The 15,224-nt window shown below is 64.6% G+C and carries 18 protein-coding genes and 3 pseudogenes; 19 read left to right on the plus strand and 2 right to left on the minus strand.

Annotated elements, in window-relative coordinates:
* Positions 1–6 precede the first annotated feature (6 nt).
* Positions 7–399, minus strand: a pseudogene (locus tag AC5P5W_RS14905) (alpha/beta fold hydrolase); the annotation flags it as partial.
* Between AC5P5W_RS14905 and AC5P5W_RS14910 the strand changes: the two are divergent.
* From AC5P5W_RS14910 to AC5P5W_RS14945, 8 genes and pseudogenes are all read left to right on the plus strand, one after another.
* Positions 399–1,412: pseudogene (locus tag AC5P5W_RS14910) on the plus strand (RHS repeat-associated core domain-containing protein); the annotation flags it as partial. The pseudogenes AC5P5W_RS14905 and AC5P5W_RS14910 sit on opposite strands and share 1 nt — an antisense overlap.
* 465 nt (positions 1,413–1,877) lie before the next feature.
* A complete protein-coding gene (locus AC5P5W_RS14915; RefSeq protein ID WP_049439430.1) occupies positions 1,878–2,213 on the plus strand; it encodes a DUF6984 family protein in 336 nt (111 codons plus the stop codon).
* 83 nt (positions 2,214–2,296) lie between these two features.
* A pseudogene (locus tag AC5P5W_RS14920) lies at positions 2,297–3,163 on the plus strand (RHS repeat-associated core domain-containing protein); the annotation flags it as partial.
* Between the two features lie 175 nt (positions 3,164–3,338).
* The gene (locus AC5P5W_RS14925; protein ID WP_136191783.1) at positions 3,339–3,779 is read left to right on the plus strand and encodes a YbbD-related protein; all 441 of its coding nucleotides are present in this window, start codon (positions 3,339–3,341) and stop codon (positions 3,777–3,779) included.
* Between the two features lie 318 nt (positions 3,780–4,097).
* Complete coding sequence (locus AC5P5W_RS14930; protein WP_126412432.1) at positions 4,098–4,421, plus strand: hypothetical protein; 324 nt, start codon at positions 4,098–4,100, stop codon at positions 4,419–4,421.
* 461 nt (positions 4,422–4,882) lie between these two features.
* Positions 4,883–5,260 carry a hypothetical protein gene (locus tag AC5P5W_RS14935; RefSeq protein WP_049439435.1) on the plus strand — a complete coding sequence of 126 codons (378 nt, stop codon included), beginning with the start codon at positions 4,883–4,885 and terminating at the stop codon, positions 5,258–5,260.
* Positions 5,261–5,358: 98 nt separating this feature from the next.
* Positions 5,359–5,745, plus strand: a complete 387-nt coding sequence (locus AC5P5W_RS14940) for a hypothetical protein (protein ID WP_111205423.1) — start codon at positions 5,359–5,361, stop codon at positions 5,743–5,745.
* A 244-nt stretch (positions 5,746–5,989) separates the two neighbouring features.
* Complete coding sequence (locus tag AC5P5W_RS14945; protein WP_111205434.1) at positions 5,990–6,376, plus strand: hypothetical protein; 387 nt, start codon at positions 5,990–5,992, stop codon at positions 6,374–6,376.
* A 19-nt stretch (positions 6,377–6,395) separates the two neighbouring features.
* Here the strand turns inward: AC5P5W_RS14945 and AC5P5W_RS14950 are convergent, their stop codons facing one another.
* The gene (locus AC5P5W_RS14950; protein ID WP_069116526.1) at positions 6,396–6,770 is read right to left on the minus strand and encodes a hypothetical protein; all 375 of its coding nucleotides are present in this window, start codon (positions 6,768–6,770) and stop codon (positions 6,396–6,398) included.
* 564 nt (positions 6,771–7,334) lie between these two features.
* Between AC5P5W_RS14950 and moaA the strand changes: the two genes are divergently transcribed.
* From moaA to AC5P5W_RS15005, 11 genes are all read left to right on the plus strand, one after another.
* The gene (moaA, locus tag AC5P5W_RS14955; RefSeq protein ID WP_111205425.1) at positions 7,335–8,315 is read left to right on the plus strand and encodes a GTP 3',8-cyclase MoaA; all 981 of its coding nucleotides are present in this window, start codon (positions 7,335–7,337) and stop codon (positions 8,313–8,315) included.
* Between the two features lie 8 nt (positions 8,316–8,323).
* Positions 8,324–9,319 carry a bifunctional molybdenum cofactor biosynthesis protein MoaC/MoaB gene (moaCB, locus tag AC5P5W_RS14960; RefSeq protein WP_049439441.1) on the plus strand — a complete coding sequence of 332 codons (996 nt, stop codon included), beginning with the start codon at positions 8,324–8,326 and terminating at the stop codon, positions 9,317–9,319.
* Positions 9,319–10,572, plus strand: a complete 1,254-nt coding sequence (locus AC5P5W_RS14965; protein ID WP_197574580.1) for a molybdopterin-binding protein — start codon at positions 9,319–9,321, stop codon at positions 10,570–10,572. Before moaCB ends, AC5P5W_RS14965 begins: the two co-directional genes overlap by 1 nt.
* Positions 10,572–10,832 carry a MoaD/ThiS family protein gene (locus AC5P5W_RS14970; protein WP_005409914.1) on the plus strand — a complete coding sequence of 87 codons (261 nt, stop codon included), beginning with the start codon at positions 10,572–10,574 and terminating at the stop codon, positions 10,830–10,832. Before AC5P5W_RS14965 ends, AC5P5W_RS14970 begins: the two co-directional genes overlap by 1 nt.
* A 3-nt stretch (positions 10,833–10,835) precedes the next feature.
* Positions 10,836–11,336, plus strand: a complete 501-nt coding sequence (locus AC5P5W_RS14975) for a molybdenum cofactor biosynthesis protein MoaE (protein ID WP_197574581.1) — start codon at positions 10,836–10,838, stop codon at positions 11,334–11,336.
* The gene (gene mobA / locus AC5P5W_RS14980; RefSeq protein WP_075075753.1) at positions 11,302–11,868 is read left to right on the plus strand and encodes a molybdenum cofactor guanylyltransferase; all 567 of its coding nucleotides are present in this window, start codon (positions 11,302–11,304) and stop codon (positions 11,866–11,868) included. Before AC5P5W_RS14975 ends, mobA begins: the two co-directional genes overlap by 35 nt.
* Entirely contained in the window at positions 11,865–12,230 is a 366-nt protein-coding gene (locus AC5P5W_RS14985; RefSeq protein WP_014647390.1) for a hypothetical protein, read from the plus strand. Before mobA ends, AC5P5W_RS14985 begins: the two co-directional genes overlap by 4 nt.
* A gap of 68 nt (positions 12,231–12,298) precedes the next feature.
* Positions 12,299–13,075, plus strand: a complete 777-nt coding sequence (locus tag AC5P5W_RS14990; RefSeq protein ID WP_046430997.1) for a helix-turn-helix domain-containing protein — start codon at positions 12,299–12,301, stop codon at positions 13,073–13,075.
* 18 nt (positions 13,076–13,093) lie between these two features.
* The gene (modA, locus tag AC5P5W_RS14995; RefSeq protein WP_049439451.1) at positions 13,094–13,837 is read left to right on the plus strand and encodes a molybdate ABC transporter substrate-binding protein; all 744 of its coding nucleotides are present in this window, start codon (positions 13,094–13,096) and stop codon (positions 13,835–13,837) included.
* 3 nt (positions 13,838–13,840) lie between these two features.
* Entirely contained in the window at positions 13,841–14,524 is a 684-nt protein-coding gene (gene modB / locus AC5P5W_RS15000) for a molybdate ABC transporter permease subunit (RefSeq protein WP_046430995.1), read from the plus strand.
* A complete protein-coding gene (locus tag AC5P5W_RS15005) occupies positions 14,514–15,182 on the plus strand; it encodes an ATP-binding cassette domain-containing protein (protein WP_197574582.1) in 669 nt (222 codons plus the stop codon). Before modB ends, AC5P5W_RS15005 begins: the two co-directional genes overlap by 11 nt.
* Positions 15,183–15,224: the final 42 nt, after the last annotated feature.

Genomic DNA, 15,224 nt, shown 5'->3' on the forward strand with positions numbered 1-15,224 from the left:
GAACAGCTACTTCGAGGTGCCGGAGACCGATTGAATCGCGGCCACCACCGCAGCAGGAACTTCGCGCTGGAGGGTGTGGCCGGTTGCCAGGTAGCGGTGCGAGCCGCGCGTGAATCCCGAAAAGAGCAGGGCGTGCTGTGCTTTCCAGAGTGCCTTGCCCTCTGCGGTTTCCTCGAAGAACAGCGGTTCGGCAGCCAGCTGGGTTGCAGTCAGCAGCGCTACCGGCACGTCCGGCATCGTGCGCGGGGTTTCCGCACCGGGTGCATCCAGCTGTTCGGTCAGCACGGCGTAGTCGGCGGCCATGGCCGGCGGCAGCATCGCCCGCAGCTGGGCATCATCTGCCTGCACGCGGGCACTGTCGGCCTGCTTGAACGCATGGCGCTGACCCATCGTGGCCGGCGGCCTTCGGCCCGGCGACCGGCTGGACCTACGGCAACGGCCGCCAGCTGCAGCGTCCGCTGGATCTGGATTACCGCCCGCAGGCGGTGCATGACCCGGCCGCCGGTGGCCTGTCGCTGGGCTATGGCTACGATCCCGTCGGTTCGATCACCGAGCTGAAGAACGGCACAGGCTCGACGGTGCTGGCCAAGTACGCCTATGACGCGCTGGGTCGCCTGACCCAGACCCAGGACGGCACGACCGGCACGCCGATCGAAACCTATGCCTATGACGCCACCGGCAATCGCACCGCGCTGACCACCTCGGCAGGCACGGCCAGCTACACCTATCCCGCAACCAGCCACCGGCTGACCGCCGTGGACGGCGAAGCGCGCGACCATGACGCGGTGGGCAACACCACCCGCATCGGCGGCAAGTCGTTCATCTACAACGATGCCAACCGCATGAACGCGGTGAAGCAGGGCAATGCCGTACTGGAAAGCTACACCTACAATCATCGCGGTGAGCGCGTGCTGCGTACCCCGGCCGGTGGCGCAGCGCAGATCACCTTGTACGACGAAGCAGGGCAGTGGCTGGGCAACTACTCGGCCACAGGCCAGGCGGAGCAGCAGGCCATCTGGCTGGACAACTACCCGGTGGCGTTGATCAACATGCCGGCTACCGGCGTGCCGGAACTTGCCTACGTGCAGCCGGATCACCTGGGCACACCGCGCGTAGTGATCGACCCGGCGTGCGATGTGGCGATCTGGGAGTGGAGCAACAAGAGCGAAGTGTTCGGCAACCAGATTCCGAGTACCGACCCGGATGGTGATGGAGTAGCGTTCGAGCTGGCGCTGCGCTTCCCGGGCCAGCAGGCCACGGATGCGAGTGGGTTGTTCTACAACTATCAGCGGGAATACGACCCGGCGGTGGGGCGGTATTCGCAGAGTGATCCAATTGGATTGGAGGGTGGGATTTCCACCTTCTCATATGTTGGCTCTCGGCCAACCTTCTCGATCGATCCGCAGGGGCTTCAGGTTATCGGAAGCCCAAGGGAGATGGCCAATCCCCTCGATGAGTCCCAGGCAAGAATGTTGCTTCCATGGGTTGCGGACATGACTCCAGGTGTCGGGGACGTCAAAGGCATTTACGAAGCATGTGAGAACCCAACGCCGGGCAATATTGCGATGGCGGCGATCGGTATTGGCCCTCTTAAGCTCCTGAAACTGCCAGTCAAAGCTGGCCGGATACTGCTCACATTTGGCCGAGTGGACAATCAGGTTTATCACGCCTTCCGGCACGTCGAAAAGGCTGGGATGGATAGCGTTAGTGTGAAGGCGGCGATTGCCGCCGATATTGAGCGAATCGGGGCGAATCACCCCTCTGGAACATATTCTGGCTCTGTGACGGTCGACGGTGTTAAAATTGAATACAGCTCCCATAAGTTTCCTGATGGAAGCATTAATGTAAGTAGAATTACTCCGCCCAGGAATTGATGCATGTACAGGCATTTATCGGAATCTGAAAAATCATTAGTGAAATTGATGCTTCAAGGTGTGGATTTTCCGGGCATCACTGCTGATTCACTTGCGGCGATTGAAGTTGAGGAGATGGATGATGGCGGGATGGGGAGCCTGCTGTTCAAATCAAGCAAGCTCGACCGTTTGCTTGGAAAGGAGCTGGCCAGCAAAACCTTTGTCGACACGGATGGGGTTGAAGTTATAGTGACACTTTCACTGGACAATTATGGAGATCTTTTTGAGTTGGATGTATGGAAAGTCGACTTCTCGCCAGTTATTAGCCTTCGTCCCAGGAGGGCGTCCGCTGCGGGCTAGTAAGAGCCTAAACGTTTCCGCCCTCGCTCCTTAGCTATCCAAGGAGGCGCCCGGACTGAGGATGTTCCGAGCAATAGGTGATCGGTTGGACCTACGGCAACGGCCGCCAGCTGTAGCGTCCGTTGGATCTGGATTGCCGCCCGCAGGCGGTGCATGACCCGGCCGCCGGTGGCCTGTCGCTGGGCTACGGCTATGATCCGGTCGGTTCGATCACCGAGCTGAAGAACGGCACAGGCTCGACGGTGCTGGCCAAGTACGCCTACGACGCGCTGGGTCGCCTGACCCAGACCCAGGACGGCGCGACCGGCACGCCGATTGAAACCTATGCGTATGACGCCACCGGCAATCGCACCGCGCTGACCACTTCGGCGGGCACTGCCAGCTACACCTATCCCGCAACCAGCCATCGCCTGACTGCTGTGGATGGCGAGTCGCGTACCCATGACGCAGCGGGCAATACCACCAGCATCGGCATCAAGACGTTCACCTACAGCGATGCCAATCGCATGAACACGGTGAAGCAGGGCAACGCCACACTGGAGAGCTACGGTTACAACCACCGCGGCGAGCGCGTGCTGCGCACCCCGGCTGGTGGCGCTGCTCAGATCACCCTGTATGACGAAGCAGGGCAGTGGCTGGGCAACTACTCGGCCACGGGCCAGGCGCAGCAGCAGGCCATCTGGTTGGACAACTATCCGGTGGCGCTGCTCACTGTGCCGGTTACCGGCGTGCCGGCACTGGCCTACGTGCAGCCGGATCATCTGGGTACGCCGCGCGTGGTGATCGATCCGGTACGGAATGTGTCGATCTGGGAGTGGAACAACAAGAGCGAAGTGTTCGGCAACCAGATCCCAAGTGCCGATCCGGACGGCGATGGTGTGGCCTTCGAACTGGCGCTGCGCTTCCCGGGCCAGCAGGCCACGGATGCGAGCGGGTTGTTTTACAACTATAGTGGTTCGATCAAAACATCAAGGGCGACTCCGCCGCTGACTTCGCTGCGGATCAGCTGGCAAACCGCCTCGGACGATCATCTGGACAAATGAGCCGTACGCGGAGTTGCTCGCAGATGTGCGGGAGCTATCGACCCGGTGGAAACTTCCCTTGCTGATGACTCGGATGCCTCAGATGTACGCTTCCAAGCTGCTCCAAATCGTGACGCTGTCAATCGCACTTTCTGGTTGCATGGAAGTTGCCAGCACCGAGTATGCAGACCGCAATCAAGCCGTCTCAAGACAAGCAATCGGTGAATCGAAATGGTTGCCTTCATGGTTGCCTGAGGACGCAGTCAACATACGCGAGTCGCACGACATGGACACAAATGAATCGTGGCTGGTTTTCCGCCTGACCAGCGGGGTTCTTGCTTTGCCCGAAGAATGTAGGCTGGTGAGCAGGCTGGAGATGTCCGACGCGCGAGTCATGCGGAGATTTCCTCCGTTTGCCCGCAACGCGTGGTCGCGAGCGTCAAGCTATGGCGGCAAGTTCTATCTGTGTCCGGAGGGAAATGCTGGCCGCTGGGTCATGCGCGATGAAGAGCTGGGCCTTGTTTACAGCGGAATAAAGTTATAGGTGGCTGGGCGGTCTCACCTAGTAAGCGAAATGCGTGAGTGGCACGTGGCGATCTCCTTTCCCGGTGCCTGATTCGGCACTTTCCGGCCGAGCGTCGTGTGGGTTCGGGTATGTGTCAAATCGACCTTGCCACTTGTCCGTGTTCACGAATGGGAGGGCCGTGTAAGAAGATCGGATGGTCCGGCAAGCTTCAAGCACCCAGGCGTTCGGCAGGAAGATTGCTGGGCCGCGGTGACGACTGTGCGGGAGGACCTATGGGATATCGGCTCCATGGTCTATTGTGGCTGCAGCGCAGGTGGTGGATGGAGGCGAATGGACATGAAAGAATGCCTGAGAGAAAGAGGCGTGCTGTCGCCAACTGGCTTCTATGACCAATACTATGCGGAGAGTGGTCTGGATCAGGAAACCGTAGTGGAGCTGCTGGAGCATGTTGCAGACGAGCTTCGTTTGCCCTCCGGGAGGCTCCGTCCTGGAGATCGATTTTCGAAGGAACTGTCGCCTGGTGAAGCTCATGGCTGGGACTCGGGGTATGGGGTGTTGATATTCGAGCTTCAATCGCTCGCAAAAAAGCGTGGTATTGCAGTCGATCGGCGGGTGGATTCGCTCGACGACTACATTCGTATCATGGCGGGTATCTATTGATGAGATTGATGCATCCCTGAATGGCTATCGGCGTAGACGTCGCAGTGCGTACTGAGAATTCGGGGATGCCGAAGGTGAGGTATGCCGCCGCTGTCGTTGCCGGTCTGGTTCTGGCCGGCTGTGCGATATGATCGTGCGCGTCTCGGGAAGCGTGCCGCCAGGTCAGGGTGACGTTCGCGCTCTAGATTGTGAGCTGAGTATGCTCGGGGAGGACGAAGGTGTAGTTTCGTCGAAACCGGTTGGAAGCACATTCTCGGTCCCCATGATGGTCGTTGCAGGGCCGGAACCCAGAAGCTACCAATTCGCCGTCGAATGCAGGGATGGCCGGAGGTTCGCATCCAAAGAAGTACAGATCAGTAGTCGGCGGTCATATGCCCGGGATCTCAATCTTGGGGAGCTTCAGGAGCGGTGACCGGCGATCGTCCTCGCGCATCCCAGAGCTCTGATCGGGAATCTAGTCCATGAGATTCATTTACGTGTTGCTCTTCATCCTTCTCACAGGTGCGGCGCTGTTTTCATTTCGCAAACTCCAACGAGGTGAGCTGGGCGAGAAGCCGGTTTATGCCGCTTTGCAAAGCGCCGAGCTGGAGTACAGACGCCAGCCGGTTGGCGACCTGATCTATGAAGAAGGGGGCGGGCATCTGCTCGCCGGGTTCTCTGTAGACGCGCAAGCGAGGGTTTGGGTTGCGTTGGACACAACGAGGGACAATGGGGATCTGTTTGTCGTCCCTATGCACGGGGAACAGAGAATCTCTTGTCAACTCGTCGATCAACTGGTGTCGGCCAATGTTGGATCAGCACAGGCTAGGCACGCGTTGAAGTCGTCTTGCGTGAAGTAGGGCGTTGCGAGGCTGAAGAAATTCCCCGTACACGCCGCAGCAATGATGGCGGCGGTGATTCGGTCGTTCTGTTGTATGGGTTTGGGGAATTCCAGTAGATGAAAGATTTCAACGCGCTCGAATGGTGTGACGCCACGTTGCTGGCCATCAACATTGATAGGAGCAAACCTGGCGTATGCGACGAGGTAAAGGTCCACGTGCGCTGGCCGGACGGCCGGCAGGCAACCGTCTGCTTCTCGGAAGCCTACGGGTGCTCGGCGCTCATGAACTTCGGCGTACTGGGGGAGGAGGGAATAGAGTTCGCCAGGGTCGAGGACGACGAGCCGGGGCTTGCTCATCTTCTTGATCGTTGGAAGGCGGTCGGCTATCCGTTGTCCGGCCTGAAGTGTTTCCGTATCGAGACCACCTCGACCGGAAGCGTAATTCTTATCTACGCCAGGACATGGCGGATCGAGCATCTGCCGATGGCGGGTGCAGTGCCCTGAAGGACATTCCGTGCCCAGATTCCTCACGCCCGACAAGGTCTCCCTCATTCAGGGGAAGCGGCCTGAGAAGACCGAGCGGAGATGTGCTTGGGGTCATGATTTTTGACTCTGCGGCGGCGTTGGCCGCCACACCTTGCATATTGGGGCCTTGATGATGGTGAGGATCCTGACAGCACTACTTCTGATTGGAGTCGGACTTGGATTCTCTGGCGGCGCATGGGCTCTAGGAAAGCGGCCCTTCAAGATGCTCCAGTTCTGCGTGCATGACCAAGACGGCTTGAAGCGGTTCAAGCAGACCCTCAGCTCTATTGCCAAGGACGAAGGAATGCAGTTCTTTGATGGCAGCGCTGAATTGGATCGCCAGCTTGCCAGGGCAAAGGTGGACGTGAAGCGCCCCGTCGTCTACGTCGGAGTGAAGCGGGAAGATGGCTCTGGACTGGAGGCGGGGAATCTCGGATTGGATCGCTTCGAGATAGCTATCGGCTTTTCTGAAGGGAAGATGCCCGCCGAGGCACGGTCATTTTCTGTCCGCGTCGAACGCGCTTTGGCAGATCGCTGGAATGTACACGCAGTTCCCCCGGACAAGGGCGCTGCGCCGACGGCGTGTCGGTCGGGAGGCGATTCTCGCTGAAGGGCGTTGCGCATGGCATTCACCCTTCGGGCTGCAACCGCCCCACCGCCTGCGCGCACAACGACTGGCAGGCCATGACCAATCCTTCCATCACCCGGTCGCCCACGTACTGCCCGGGTTCGCCGTTCTGCCGGGTGCGTTCGGCTGCCAGCAGCATTTCCAGCACCACCCGCAACCCGTTCAGAGCGCAATCGGCATCGGCGAGGGCGAGGCAGCGGCCGGGCAGCTGGTGACGCTCCGGCCAGGGTTGTCCGTCGGCCGCCGCACCGGAGCCGATGCGGTGGAGATTGGCAATGAAGGTGTTCCTGTCCACTGTTGGCGCAGCCGGAGGCGAACCGTCGTCGCCGGCGGTGCTGCGGTAGGCGTGCAGATGCGGGAGGTCCGATTCGTTCATGGCAAGGCTCCGTGCAGGGCAATCGGTAGCCGCCACCCGAAAGGTGGCGGGCGGTACGTGGTTCGAATCCGGGTTGGCCTCAAGCCGGCGGGCGCGAACGCCCCCAACGCACCGCCCGCCATAGCCGGCAGACGGATTGCCAGCCGGCGCCACGCATGGTGACGCCGGCTGGCAAGCGCACTTACTCAAGGCCAACACGGGATTCGAAGCCCGGCCACCCTTTTCCGGTGGCACGCCATCTGAGCCCCTGGCGCTGTGCAATGCCAATCAGAAGAGTTGCAAACATCACTCGATTGGAGACGCTTTTGACATTGTCCTACGCTGTTAAGCCCCGCCGGTGCTGGCTGGCGTAGTGATCCGCCCGCAACGTGCAATCTGCGACAGGTGTCGAGGTTGTCACGGCGAACGGGCCGGGCGGGGAGGGCCTATCGCGACAGGCGGTACCAATTCAGGCTGCGTGCCTCCCGGGTTGACGCTTTCAACGCCCCAGCGCACTCTGCGGGCTGGGGTCGACAACCCGTTCAGGGGCAGGGCTGCAGGGTGGTACCAGGAGGCGGAACAGCCATGAGCCAACTCACCGACAGCTTCGGACGCAGCTTTCCGTACCTGCGCTTGTCGCTCACCGAAGCCTGCAACTTCCGGTGCAGCTACTGCCTGCCCGACGGGTACCAGGCCGATGGCCACCCGCGTTTCCTGCAGGTGGAGGAGATCGGCCGCTTGGTGCGGGCCTTTGCGGCGCTGGGGATGAGCAAGATCCGCCTGACCGGTGGCGAGCCCAGCCTGCGCAAGGATCTGGACGAGATCATCGCCACCGTGGCGGCGGTGCCGGGCATCCGCAAGGTGGCCATCACCACCAATGGCACGCTGCTGCCGCGGCGCCTGCCGGGCTGGCACCGGGCCGGCCTGACCGCGCTGAACGTGAGCATGGACAGCCTGCAACGCGAGCGTTTCCACACCATCACCGGGCACGACCGCCTGCCGGAGATCCAGCAGGGCCTGGCCCTGGCGCAGGCGTTGGGCCTGCCGGCGATCAAGCTCAACGCGGTACTGCTGCGGGGCCTGAACGACGACGAGCTGCCGCAGTGGATGGACTACCTGCGTGACCGCCCCTTCAGCGTGCGCTTCATCGAGCTGATGCGCACCGGCGACAACGAAGCCTATTTCCAGCGCTACCACCTGCGCGCCGACGTGGTGGTCGAGCAGCTGCTGGCCGCGGGCTGGCACGAGCGTCCGCGCGCGGCCGATGCTGGCCCGGCGCGCGAGTTCGGCCACCCCGACCATCGCGGCAGCATCGGCATCATCGCCCCATATTCGCGTGACTTCTGCAAGGGCTGCAACCGCCTGCGGGTGACCGCCAAGGGCGACTTGCGGCTGTGCCTGTTTGGCGAGTTCGGCGTGCCGCTGCGTCCGCTGCTGCAGCGCGATGAGGACCACGACGCGCTGCTGGCACGCATCACCACCCAGCTTGGCCTGAAAGCGGCCGGGCATGGACTGCACCAGGGCCAGACCGGGCTGACCCCGCACCTGGCCTCCATCGGAGGATGAGCAACACGATGAGTGGGGAATTGAACGCGGCCTTCCACATGGCCGATGTCCGCAACAAGCGCATCAGCCGCCGCCGTGCGGTGGCGGTGGGCGAGCTGCATGCCGGTCCAGTGGCCTATCCGCTGATTGTCGAGCGCCGCCTGCCCAAGGGCGATGCGCTGGTGATGGCCGAGATTGCCGGCCTGCAGGGCGCCAAGATGGCCTCGATGCTGATGCCGCTGTGCCACCCGCTGCCGCTGGAACTGGTGCAGGTGTTCTGCGCGCCGGTACCGGAACGGCAGGCGATCCGCGTGTGGTGCGAGTGCGCCAGCGAGGCGCGCACCGGCGTGGAGATGGAGGCACTGGCCGGCGTCAACGCGGCGCTGCTGACCCTGTACGACCTGAGCAAGCCGGTGGAGCCGGCGTTGCGCATCGAAGGCATCCGCCTGCTGTTCAAGGAGGGCGGCAAGCGCGGTGTCTGGCTGCACCCGGACGGCATGGACGAGGCCGAGCGTGAGCGGTTCAAGCCGCGTGCGCCGAAGGGCCTGGAAGGCGCGGCCTGCGCGGTGATCACGCTGAGCGATCGCGCCAGCGAAGGCACCTATGAGGATGCCTCTGGCCCGACCCTGGTGATCGGGCTGAAGAAGCTGGGGGGCGAGGTGGTGGCCGCCGAAGTGCTGCCCGATGGCATCGAGCCGTTGGCGGGCCGCCTGCAGGCGTTGGCTGCCGAGGGCGTGCGCCTGTGCCTGTGTACCGGGGGTACCGGGCTGGGCCCGCGTGACCTGACCCCGGAGGCGCTGCGTTCCTTGAATGCGCGGCCGGTGCATGGCCTGGCGCAGATGGTGCGGGCCCTGAGTGCGCAGCACACGCCGATGGCCTGGCTGAGCCGCGCCGAGGTGGTGCAGCTGGGCAACATGCTGGTGTTTGCATTGCCGGGCAGCCCCAAGGCGGCGGCACAGTGCCTGGACATCCTGGCGCCGGTGCTGGGCCACGCCCTGGCGATGGTCGAGGGTGGTGGCCACTGATGATTGCCTACAGCGAGGCCTTGCAGCACCTGCTGGACGCGGCCACGCCGCTGCCGGCCGAGCGCCTGCCGCTGCATGAGGCCGGCGGCCGTACCCTGGCCCGTGACATCCACAGCGCGCAGTCGCTGCCGCCGTTCGACAATTCGGCGATGGACGGCTTCGCGCTGCGCGCCAACGGTACGGCGTTCGAGGCCGGTACCGAATTCGCGGTGCAGGGCTGGCAGGCGGCCGGCGATGCCGGTGCCGACGGCGGCGAGGGCGCCTGGGAGATCATGACCGGCGCGCGCATGCCGGTCGGGCTGGATACGGTGGTGCCGGTCGAGAACGTCGAGATCCTCACCAGCGAAGATGGACGCCCGACCCGCATCGCCCTGAAGGCATCGGTGAAGCCGGGCCAGAACGTGCGCCTGCGTGGCGAGGATGTGAGCGACGGCGAGCGCGTGCTGCAGTCCGGGCAGGTGCTGGACATCAACGCGCGCACCTTGCTGCATGCCATCGGCGTGGCTCAGGTGGCGGTGGTGGCACGGCCGAAGGCGGCGGTGATTGCCACCGGCAAGGAGCTGGTGACCGAGGCGGCGCAGACGCTGGAATCCGGGCAGATCCGTGACAGCAACCGGCCGTACCTGGTCGGCCGCCTGCAGGCCGCCGGTGCCGAGGTGGTCTGGCAGGGCACGGTGGGCGATGAGGTGGCCGCCTTCAATGCCGTACTGGATCAAGCACTGGACGCGGGTGCGCAGCTGTTGATCAGCACCGGCGCGGTGTCGGCCGGCCGCTACGATTTCATTCCCGACGCGCTGCGCGGCCGGGGTGCGCGCATCGTGTTCCACAAGGTGGCGATCCGCCCCGGCAAGCCGTTGCTGTTCGCGGTGCTGCCCAATGGCACGCTGTATTTCGGCCTGCCGGGCAACCCGGTCTCCGCTGCGGTGGGCCAGCGCTTCTTTGTCGAGCCGGTGCTGCGCCGCCTGCTGGGGCTGGCACCGGAGCAGGTGCTGATGTTGCCGCTGCAGGCCGACGTGCGCACGCCGCCGGGCCTGCGCTTCCATGCGCGGGCCCGGGTGGAAGTGGACGCGCAGGGCCGCCTGAGTGCGCGCGTGCTGGCTGGGCAGGAGTCGTTCCGTTTGATGTCCATGCTGCAGGCCAACGCCTGGGTGGTGCTGGACGGCGAGGGCGGTCTCGCCCCTGCCGGCACGCCAGTGCGCGTGCAGGGCTGGGGTCATCAGGACCCTGTGCAGCTGGCAAGCCAGGAGCCGTGATGAGACAGGTGAATCTGCAATTGTTCGGTGCGTTTTCCGATCTGGATGCCAGCCGCGAGATCGCCGTGGATGTAGCCGGTGGCACCGTGGCCGATCTGCGCCAGGCGCTGCGCGAGCTGCTGCCGCTGCGTTGGCCGGGTTTCCGTGCCGGCTTGCTGGATTACTCGGCATTCGCCGACCAGCAACGCGTGCTGCGCGACCACGAGGCGCTGCCCGACGATGGCCGGGTGGCGATCCTGCCGCCGGTGAGCGGGGGCTGAGCGATGAGCGAGACGATCATCGCCAAGGTTGTGGACCGCGCGCAGGCGGCAATCGATCCGGCCGAGGGCATCGCGGCGGTTTCCGATACGGGCTTCGGCGGCATCGATGTGTTCATCGGCAAGGTGCGCGACGTCAACGTGGGCCGGCGGGTGACCGGGATCACCTACGATCTGTTCGAACCGCTGGTGCTGAATGAATTCAAGCGCCTGGCCGCCGAGGTCGAAGCCACGTTCGGTCCGAAGCTGAAACTGTATGTAGCGCATGCCAAGGGCCGGCTTGGCATCGGCGATGTGGCGGTGGTGGTGGCCGCCGGCAGCCCGCACCGTGACGAGGCGTTCCGCGCCTGCCGGCAGTTGATTGAAGTGGTCAAGCACCAGTGCCCGATCTGGAAGCAGGAGCATTACGAGGACGGCGACAGCGCGTGGAGCGAGGGTTGCAGCCTGTGCCATGCGGACGGCGAACCCGGCCATGACCATGCGCACGATCACGAATATCCCCATTGATGGCATCGTGCTGGCCGGCGGCCTGTCCAGTCGGATGGGCCGCGACAAGGCGCTGCTGCCCTGGCACGGCCGCACGCTGCTGGAACACATGCGCGGCCTGCTGCTGCAGGCCGGCGCCGGGAGGGTATGGGTGAGCGGCGACTACCCAGCTTTTGGTGGCATCCCGGACCGGGTCGCACGCTGCGGCCCGCTGGGCGGCCTCTACAGTGTGGCGATGCAGATGCCAGACGGCCCCGCCTGGGTGGTGCCGGTCGATACGCCGCGGGTGACACCCGCGCTGTTGCAGCGGCTGCAGGCCGATCAAGGGCGTGCCTGCACGGTATTCGACGATGAACCGTTGCCGATGCGGTTGCAGATCGATGATCATTGCCGCCGCGTGCTGCAGGCCTTGATCGATGATCCGACGGCGCGCCGTTCACTGCGCGCCCTGCAGGAACGCCTGGGCGTGACACGGATGCCACTGGCGCCGGAGGATCAGGCGTTGCTGCTCAACTGCAACACCCCGTCGGAATGGGAGTCCATCACAGCATGAAGGTCCAGCTGCAACAGCAATCGATGCGCCTGCGCGTGGATGAAGAAGAACTGGCAGGATTGCTGGCCGGCGAATCAGTGGAGAACCTGACGCGCTTTGGTGGCAGCGGTGGCTGGGGCGTGGCGCTGTCGCTGCATGCCGGCGATCAGGCGGTGCTGCTCGATGGCGGGACATTCTGCCGGTTGGTACTGCCTCGCCAGGCCGTTGAGTCGCTGGCGGGCAGGCTGCCCTGCCGGGATGGGCTGGGCTTCGGTATCGCGTTGGATGACGACAGCATGCTGCAGCTGCAGTTCGACGTGGACGTGCGCGACAGCATGCGGCAGCGTGGCCCGCAGCGGCGTTCCGAACCCGCGCCAGAGTAGGTGCACGTTGCGCAGGGCCGGGCGGTGCGCTGTCGTATGATGAGGGCCTTCGTTCCTGCCTCGCTGCAATGCCTCTGAACCCCTCCGCTCCCTCTGCGTCCCGGCCGGCCACGCCCAATCCGGCAGCAGCCGATGACGGAGACGCGCTGCACTTCTGCAGCACCTGTGCGTTCTCCGACGCCTGCATGTCGCAGGGCTACGACAAGACCGCGCTGGGCGAACTGCATGTGCTGGTCGACCACGTCGGCCCGTTCCAGGCCGGCGACTACCTGTTCCGTGCCGGCGATCCATTCGACTCGATCGCCGCGGTGCGTGCCGGCATGGTCAAGACGTTCGTCGATGACAGCCAGGGCAACGAGCAGGTGCTGGGTTTCAGCCTGCCGGGCGAGGTGATCGGGCTCAATGCCATCCACGGCGCGCGCTTCCCTTGCAACGCCGTGGCCCTGGACACCGTCTACCTGTGCCGGATCTCGTTTCCGCGATTGAGCCTGCTGGCCACGCGCATGCCGGGGTTGCAGGCGCGGCTGTTCAGCCTGCTCAGCGCCGAGATCGGCAAGGTCGCCACGCTGGCCGCCAACCATCGCACCGAGGAGCGCATGGCGGCGTTCCTGCTGGATCTTTCCGAGCGCTATGCCCGGCGCGGATTCTCCGCCACCCGTTTCAACCTGAGCATGGCCCGCACCGAGATCGCCAACTACCTGCGGATGGCGCCGGAGACGGTGAGCCGGGTACTGCGCCGCTTGAGCGACGACGGTGTGATTGCGGTGAACCAACGTGAGATGCTGTTGCTGGACCCGGACCGGCTGGCGGAACTGGCCGTAGCCCGGGACGCCGGACTGGACTGATCAGGCAGGGGGCTGGGCATGAAGCGAGCGGCATTGTTGTGGCTGGGCCTGCTGGCCACGGTACCGGCCTGGGCGGCCGACCTGACGGTGTCGGCGGCGTCGAGCCTGACCGAGAGCTTCCGCGAACTGGGTGCGGCCTATGAGAAGACGCACCCGGGAACCAAGGTCGATTTCAACTTCGCCGCCTCTGGCGTACTGCTGCAGCAGATCAGCCGCGGCGCGCCGGTGGATGTGTTCGCGTCGGCCGATGAAGCCACCATGGACCAGGCCCAGCAGCAGGACCTGCTGGCGGCCGGCAGCCGCGCGGTGTTCGCGGTGAACGCGCTGTGGGTGGTGGCGCCGCCGCAGGCCAGGGCCGCGCCGCGCAGCTTGAAGGACCTGGCCGGTGCCGGCGTGCAACGCATCGCACTGGGCAACCCGGACAGCGTGCCTGTCGGCCGCTATGCCAAGGGCGCGCTGGAAGCGGCCGGCCTGTGGCCGTCGGTGCAGGGCCGGATCATCACCACGCAGAACGTGCGCCAGTCGCTGGATTACGTGGCGCGCGGTGAAGTGGATGCCGGCTTCGTCTATGCCACTGACGCGCAGGCGATGCCGGACCGGGTACGCCGTGCCTTCGCGGTACCGGTGTCCGGGCGCATCGCCTATCCGCTGGCGGTGACCAGGGCAAGCGCGCAGCCGGCAGAGGCCAAGCGGTTTGTCGCCTTTGTGCGTTCGGCGCAGGGCCAGGCGATCCTGGCCCGGCACGGATTCGGCAAGCCCTGACGCATGGATCTGGACTGGAGTGCATTGGGGTTGTCGCTGAAGGTGGCCGGCTGGGCCACCGCGGCCAACCTGGTGCTGGGCGTGGCGCTGGGCGCGCTGCTGGCGCGTCGGCGCTTTCCCGGCCGTGAGCTGCTGGATTCGCTGTTGACCCTGCCGATGGTGCTGCCACCAACGGTGCTGGGGTATTACCTGCTGGTGCTGATCGGTCGCAACGGCCCGATCGGCGCGTGGCTGCAGTCGTGGTTCGGCATCAACCTGGTGTTCACCTGGCAGGCTGCGGTGATTGCGGCGGCGGTGGCTTCGCTGCCGCTGGTGTTCAAGCCGGCACGCGCGGCGTTCGAGGAAGTGGACGGACAGCTGGAGCAGGCCGCGCGGACGCTGGGTGTGTCCGAAGCGGCGGTGTTCCTCCGCGTCACGCTGCCGCTGGCCTGGCGCGGCATTCTTGCCGGCCTGTTGCTGGCGTTTGCACGCGCGATGGGCGAATTCGGCGCGACGTTGATGGTGGCCGGCAGCATTCCGGGCCGGACGCAGACGTTGTCGATCGCCATCTACGAGGCGGTGCAGGCCGGTCAGGACGGCAAGGCCAATGCGCTGGTGATCCTGACCTCGGTGGTCTGCATCGTGATCCTGTTGCTGGCTGCGCGGTTGGTGGGCGGACGTCGCCGGGAGCTGCGTGATGTGGCTTGACCTGCAGGTGCAGCGTCGCCTGCAGGCGGCCGGCCAGGATTTCGTGTTGGACGTATCGCTGCAGTGCACGCAGCGGCAGGTGGTGCTGTTCGGACCCTCCGGCGCCGGCAAGAGCCTGACCCTGAAGGCGGTGGCCGGGCTGCTGCGGCCAGGCCAGGGCCATGTGCGCCTGCAGGGGCAGACCCTGTTCGACGCGGCCACCGGCGTGGACCTGCCACCGCAGCGCCGTCGGCTGGGCTACGTGTTCCAGGATTACGCGTTGTTCCCGCACCTGAGCGTGCGCCAGAACGTGGCGTTCGGGCTGCAGAAGGGGTGGTTGAATCCGCGGATCGGCCAGCGCTTCGACGCGGTGGAACAGTGGTTGCACGCCTTCCGCATCGACACGGTGGGCGATCTGCTGCCATCACAGATTTCCGGCGGACAGCGCCAGCGTACCGCGCTGGCGCGCGCGCTGGTGACACAGCCGCAGGCGCTGCTGCTGGATGAACCGTTTTCCGCGCTGGACCACGACCTGCGCCAGCACCTGCGCCAGGAGCTGGAGACCGTGCTGGACAGGACCGGCATTCCGCTGCTGTTGATCAGCCATGACCCGCAGGATGTGGCCATGTTCGGCCAGCAGGTGGCGCGCGTGGTGGATGGCCGCATGGTCGACAATTGACCCGTGATGGACGCGCCGGCGATGGTTGGGCACATCTGATGG

The organism is Stenotrophomonas sp. YJH_SMC_123, from assembly GCF_059368215.1.

Excerpts from the sequence above, each read along its gene's own strand:
- modB (WP_046430995.1), top strand. The coding sequence starts at position 13,841 with ATGGATCTGGACTGGAGTGCATTGGGGTTGTCGCTGAAGGTGGCCGGC.
- moaA (WP_111205425.1), top strand. The coding sequence starts at position 7,335 with ATGAGCCAACTCACCGACAGCTTCGGACGCAGCTTTCCGTACCTGCGC.
- AC5P5W_RS14925 (WP_136191783.1), top strand. The coding sequence starts at position 3,339 with ATGTACGCTTCCAAGCTGCTCCAAATCGTGACGCTGTCAATCGCACTT.
- AC5P5W_RS14990 (WP_046430997.1), top strand. The coding sequence starts at position 12,299 with ATGCCTCTGAACCCCTCCGCTCCCTCTGCGTCCCGGCCGGCCACGCCC.
- AC5P5W_RS14975 (WP_197574581.1), top strand. The coding sequence starts at position 10,836 with ATGAGCGAGACGATCATCGCCAAGGTTGTGGACCGCGCGCAGGCGGCA.
- AC5P5W_RS14950 (WP_069116526.1), bottom strand. The coding sequence starts at position 6,770 with ATGAACGAATCGGACCTCCCGCATCTGCACGCCTACCGCAGCACCGCC.
- moaCB (WP_049439441.1), top strand. The coding sequence starts at position 8,324 with ATGAGTGGGGAATTGAACGCGGCCTTCCACATGGCCGATGTCCGCAAC.
- AC5P5W_RS14985 (WP_014647390.1), top strand. The coding sequence starts at position 11,865 with ATGAAGGTCCAGCTGCAACAGCAATCGATGCGCCTGCGCGTGGATGAA.
- AC5P5W_RS14935 (WP_049439435.1), top strand. The coding sequence starts at position 4,883 with ATGAGATTCATTTACGTGTTGCTCTTCATCCTTCTCACAGGTGCGGCG.
- AC5P5W_RS14970 (WP_005409914.1), top strand. The coding sequence starts at position 10,572 with ATGAGACAGGTGAATCTGCAATTGTTCGGTGCGTTTTCCGATCTGGAT.
- mobA (WP_075075753.1), top strand. The coding sequence starts at position 11,302 with ATGACCATGCGCACGATCACGAATATCCCCATTGATGGCATCGTGCTG.
- AC5P5W_RS14945 (WP_111205434.1), top strand. The coding sequence starts at position 5,990 with ATGCTCCAGTTCTGCGTGCATGACCAAGACGGCTTGAAGCGGTTCAAG.
- AC5P5W_RS15005 (WP_197574582.1), top strand. The coding sequence starts at position 14,514 with ATGTGGCTTGACCTGCAGGTGCAGCGTCGCCTGCAGGCGGCCGGCCAG.
- AC5P5W_RS14915 (WP_049439430.1), top strand. The coding sequence starts at position 1,878 with ATGTACAGGCATTTATCGGAATCTGAAAAATCATTAGTGAAATTGATG.
- AC5P5W_RS14930 (WP_126412432.1), top strand. The coding sequence starts at position 4,098 with ATGAAAGAATGCCTGAGAGAAAGAGGCGTGCTGTCGCCAACTGGCTTC.
- AC5P5W_RS14965 (WP_197574580.1), top strand. The coding sequence starts at position 9,319 with ATGATTGCCTACAGCGAGGCCTTGCAGCACCTGCTGGACGCGGCCACG.
- AC5P5W_RS14940 (WP_111205423.1), top strand. The coding sequence starts at position 5,359 with ATGAAAGATTTCAACGCGCTCGAATGGTGTGACGCCACGTTGCTGGCC.
- modA (WP_049439451.1), top strand. The coding sequence starts at position 13,094 with ATGAAGCGAGCGGCATTGTTGTGGCTGGGCCTGCTGGCCACGGTACCG.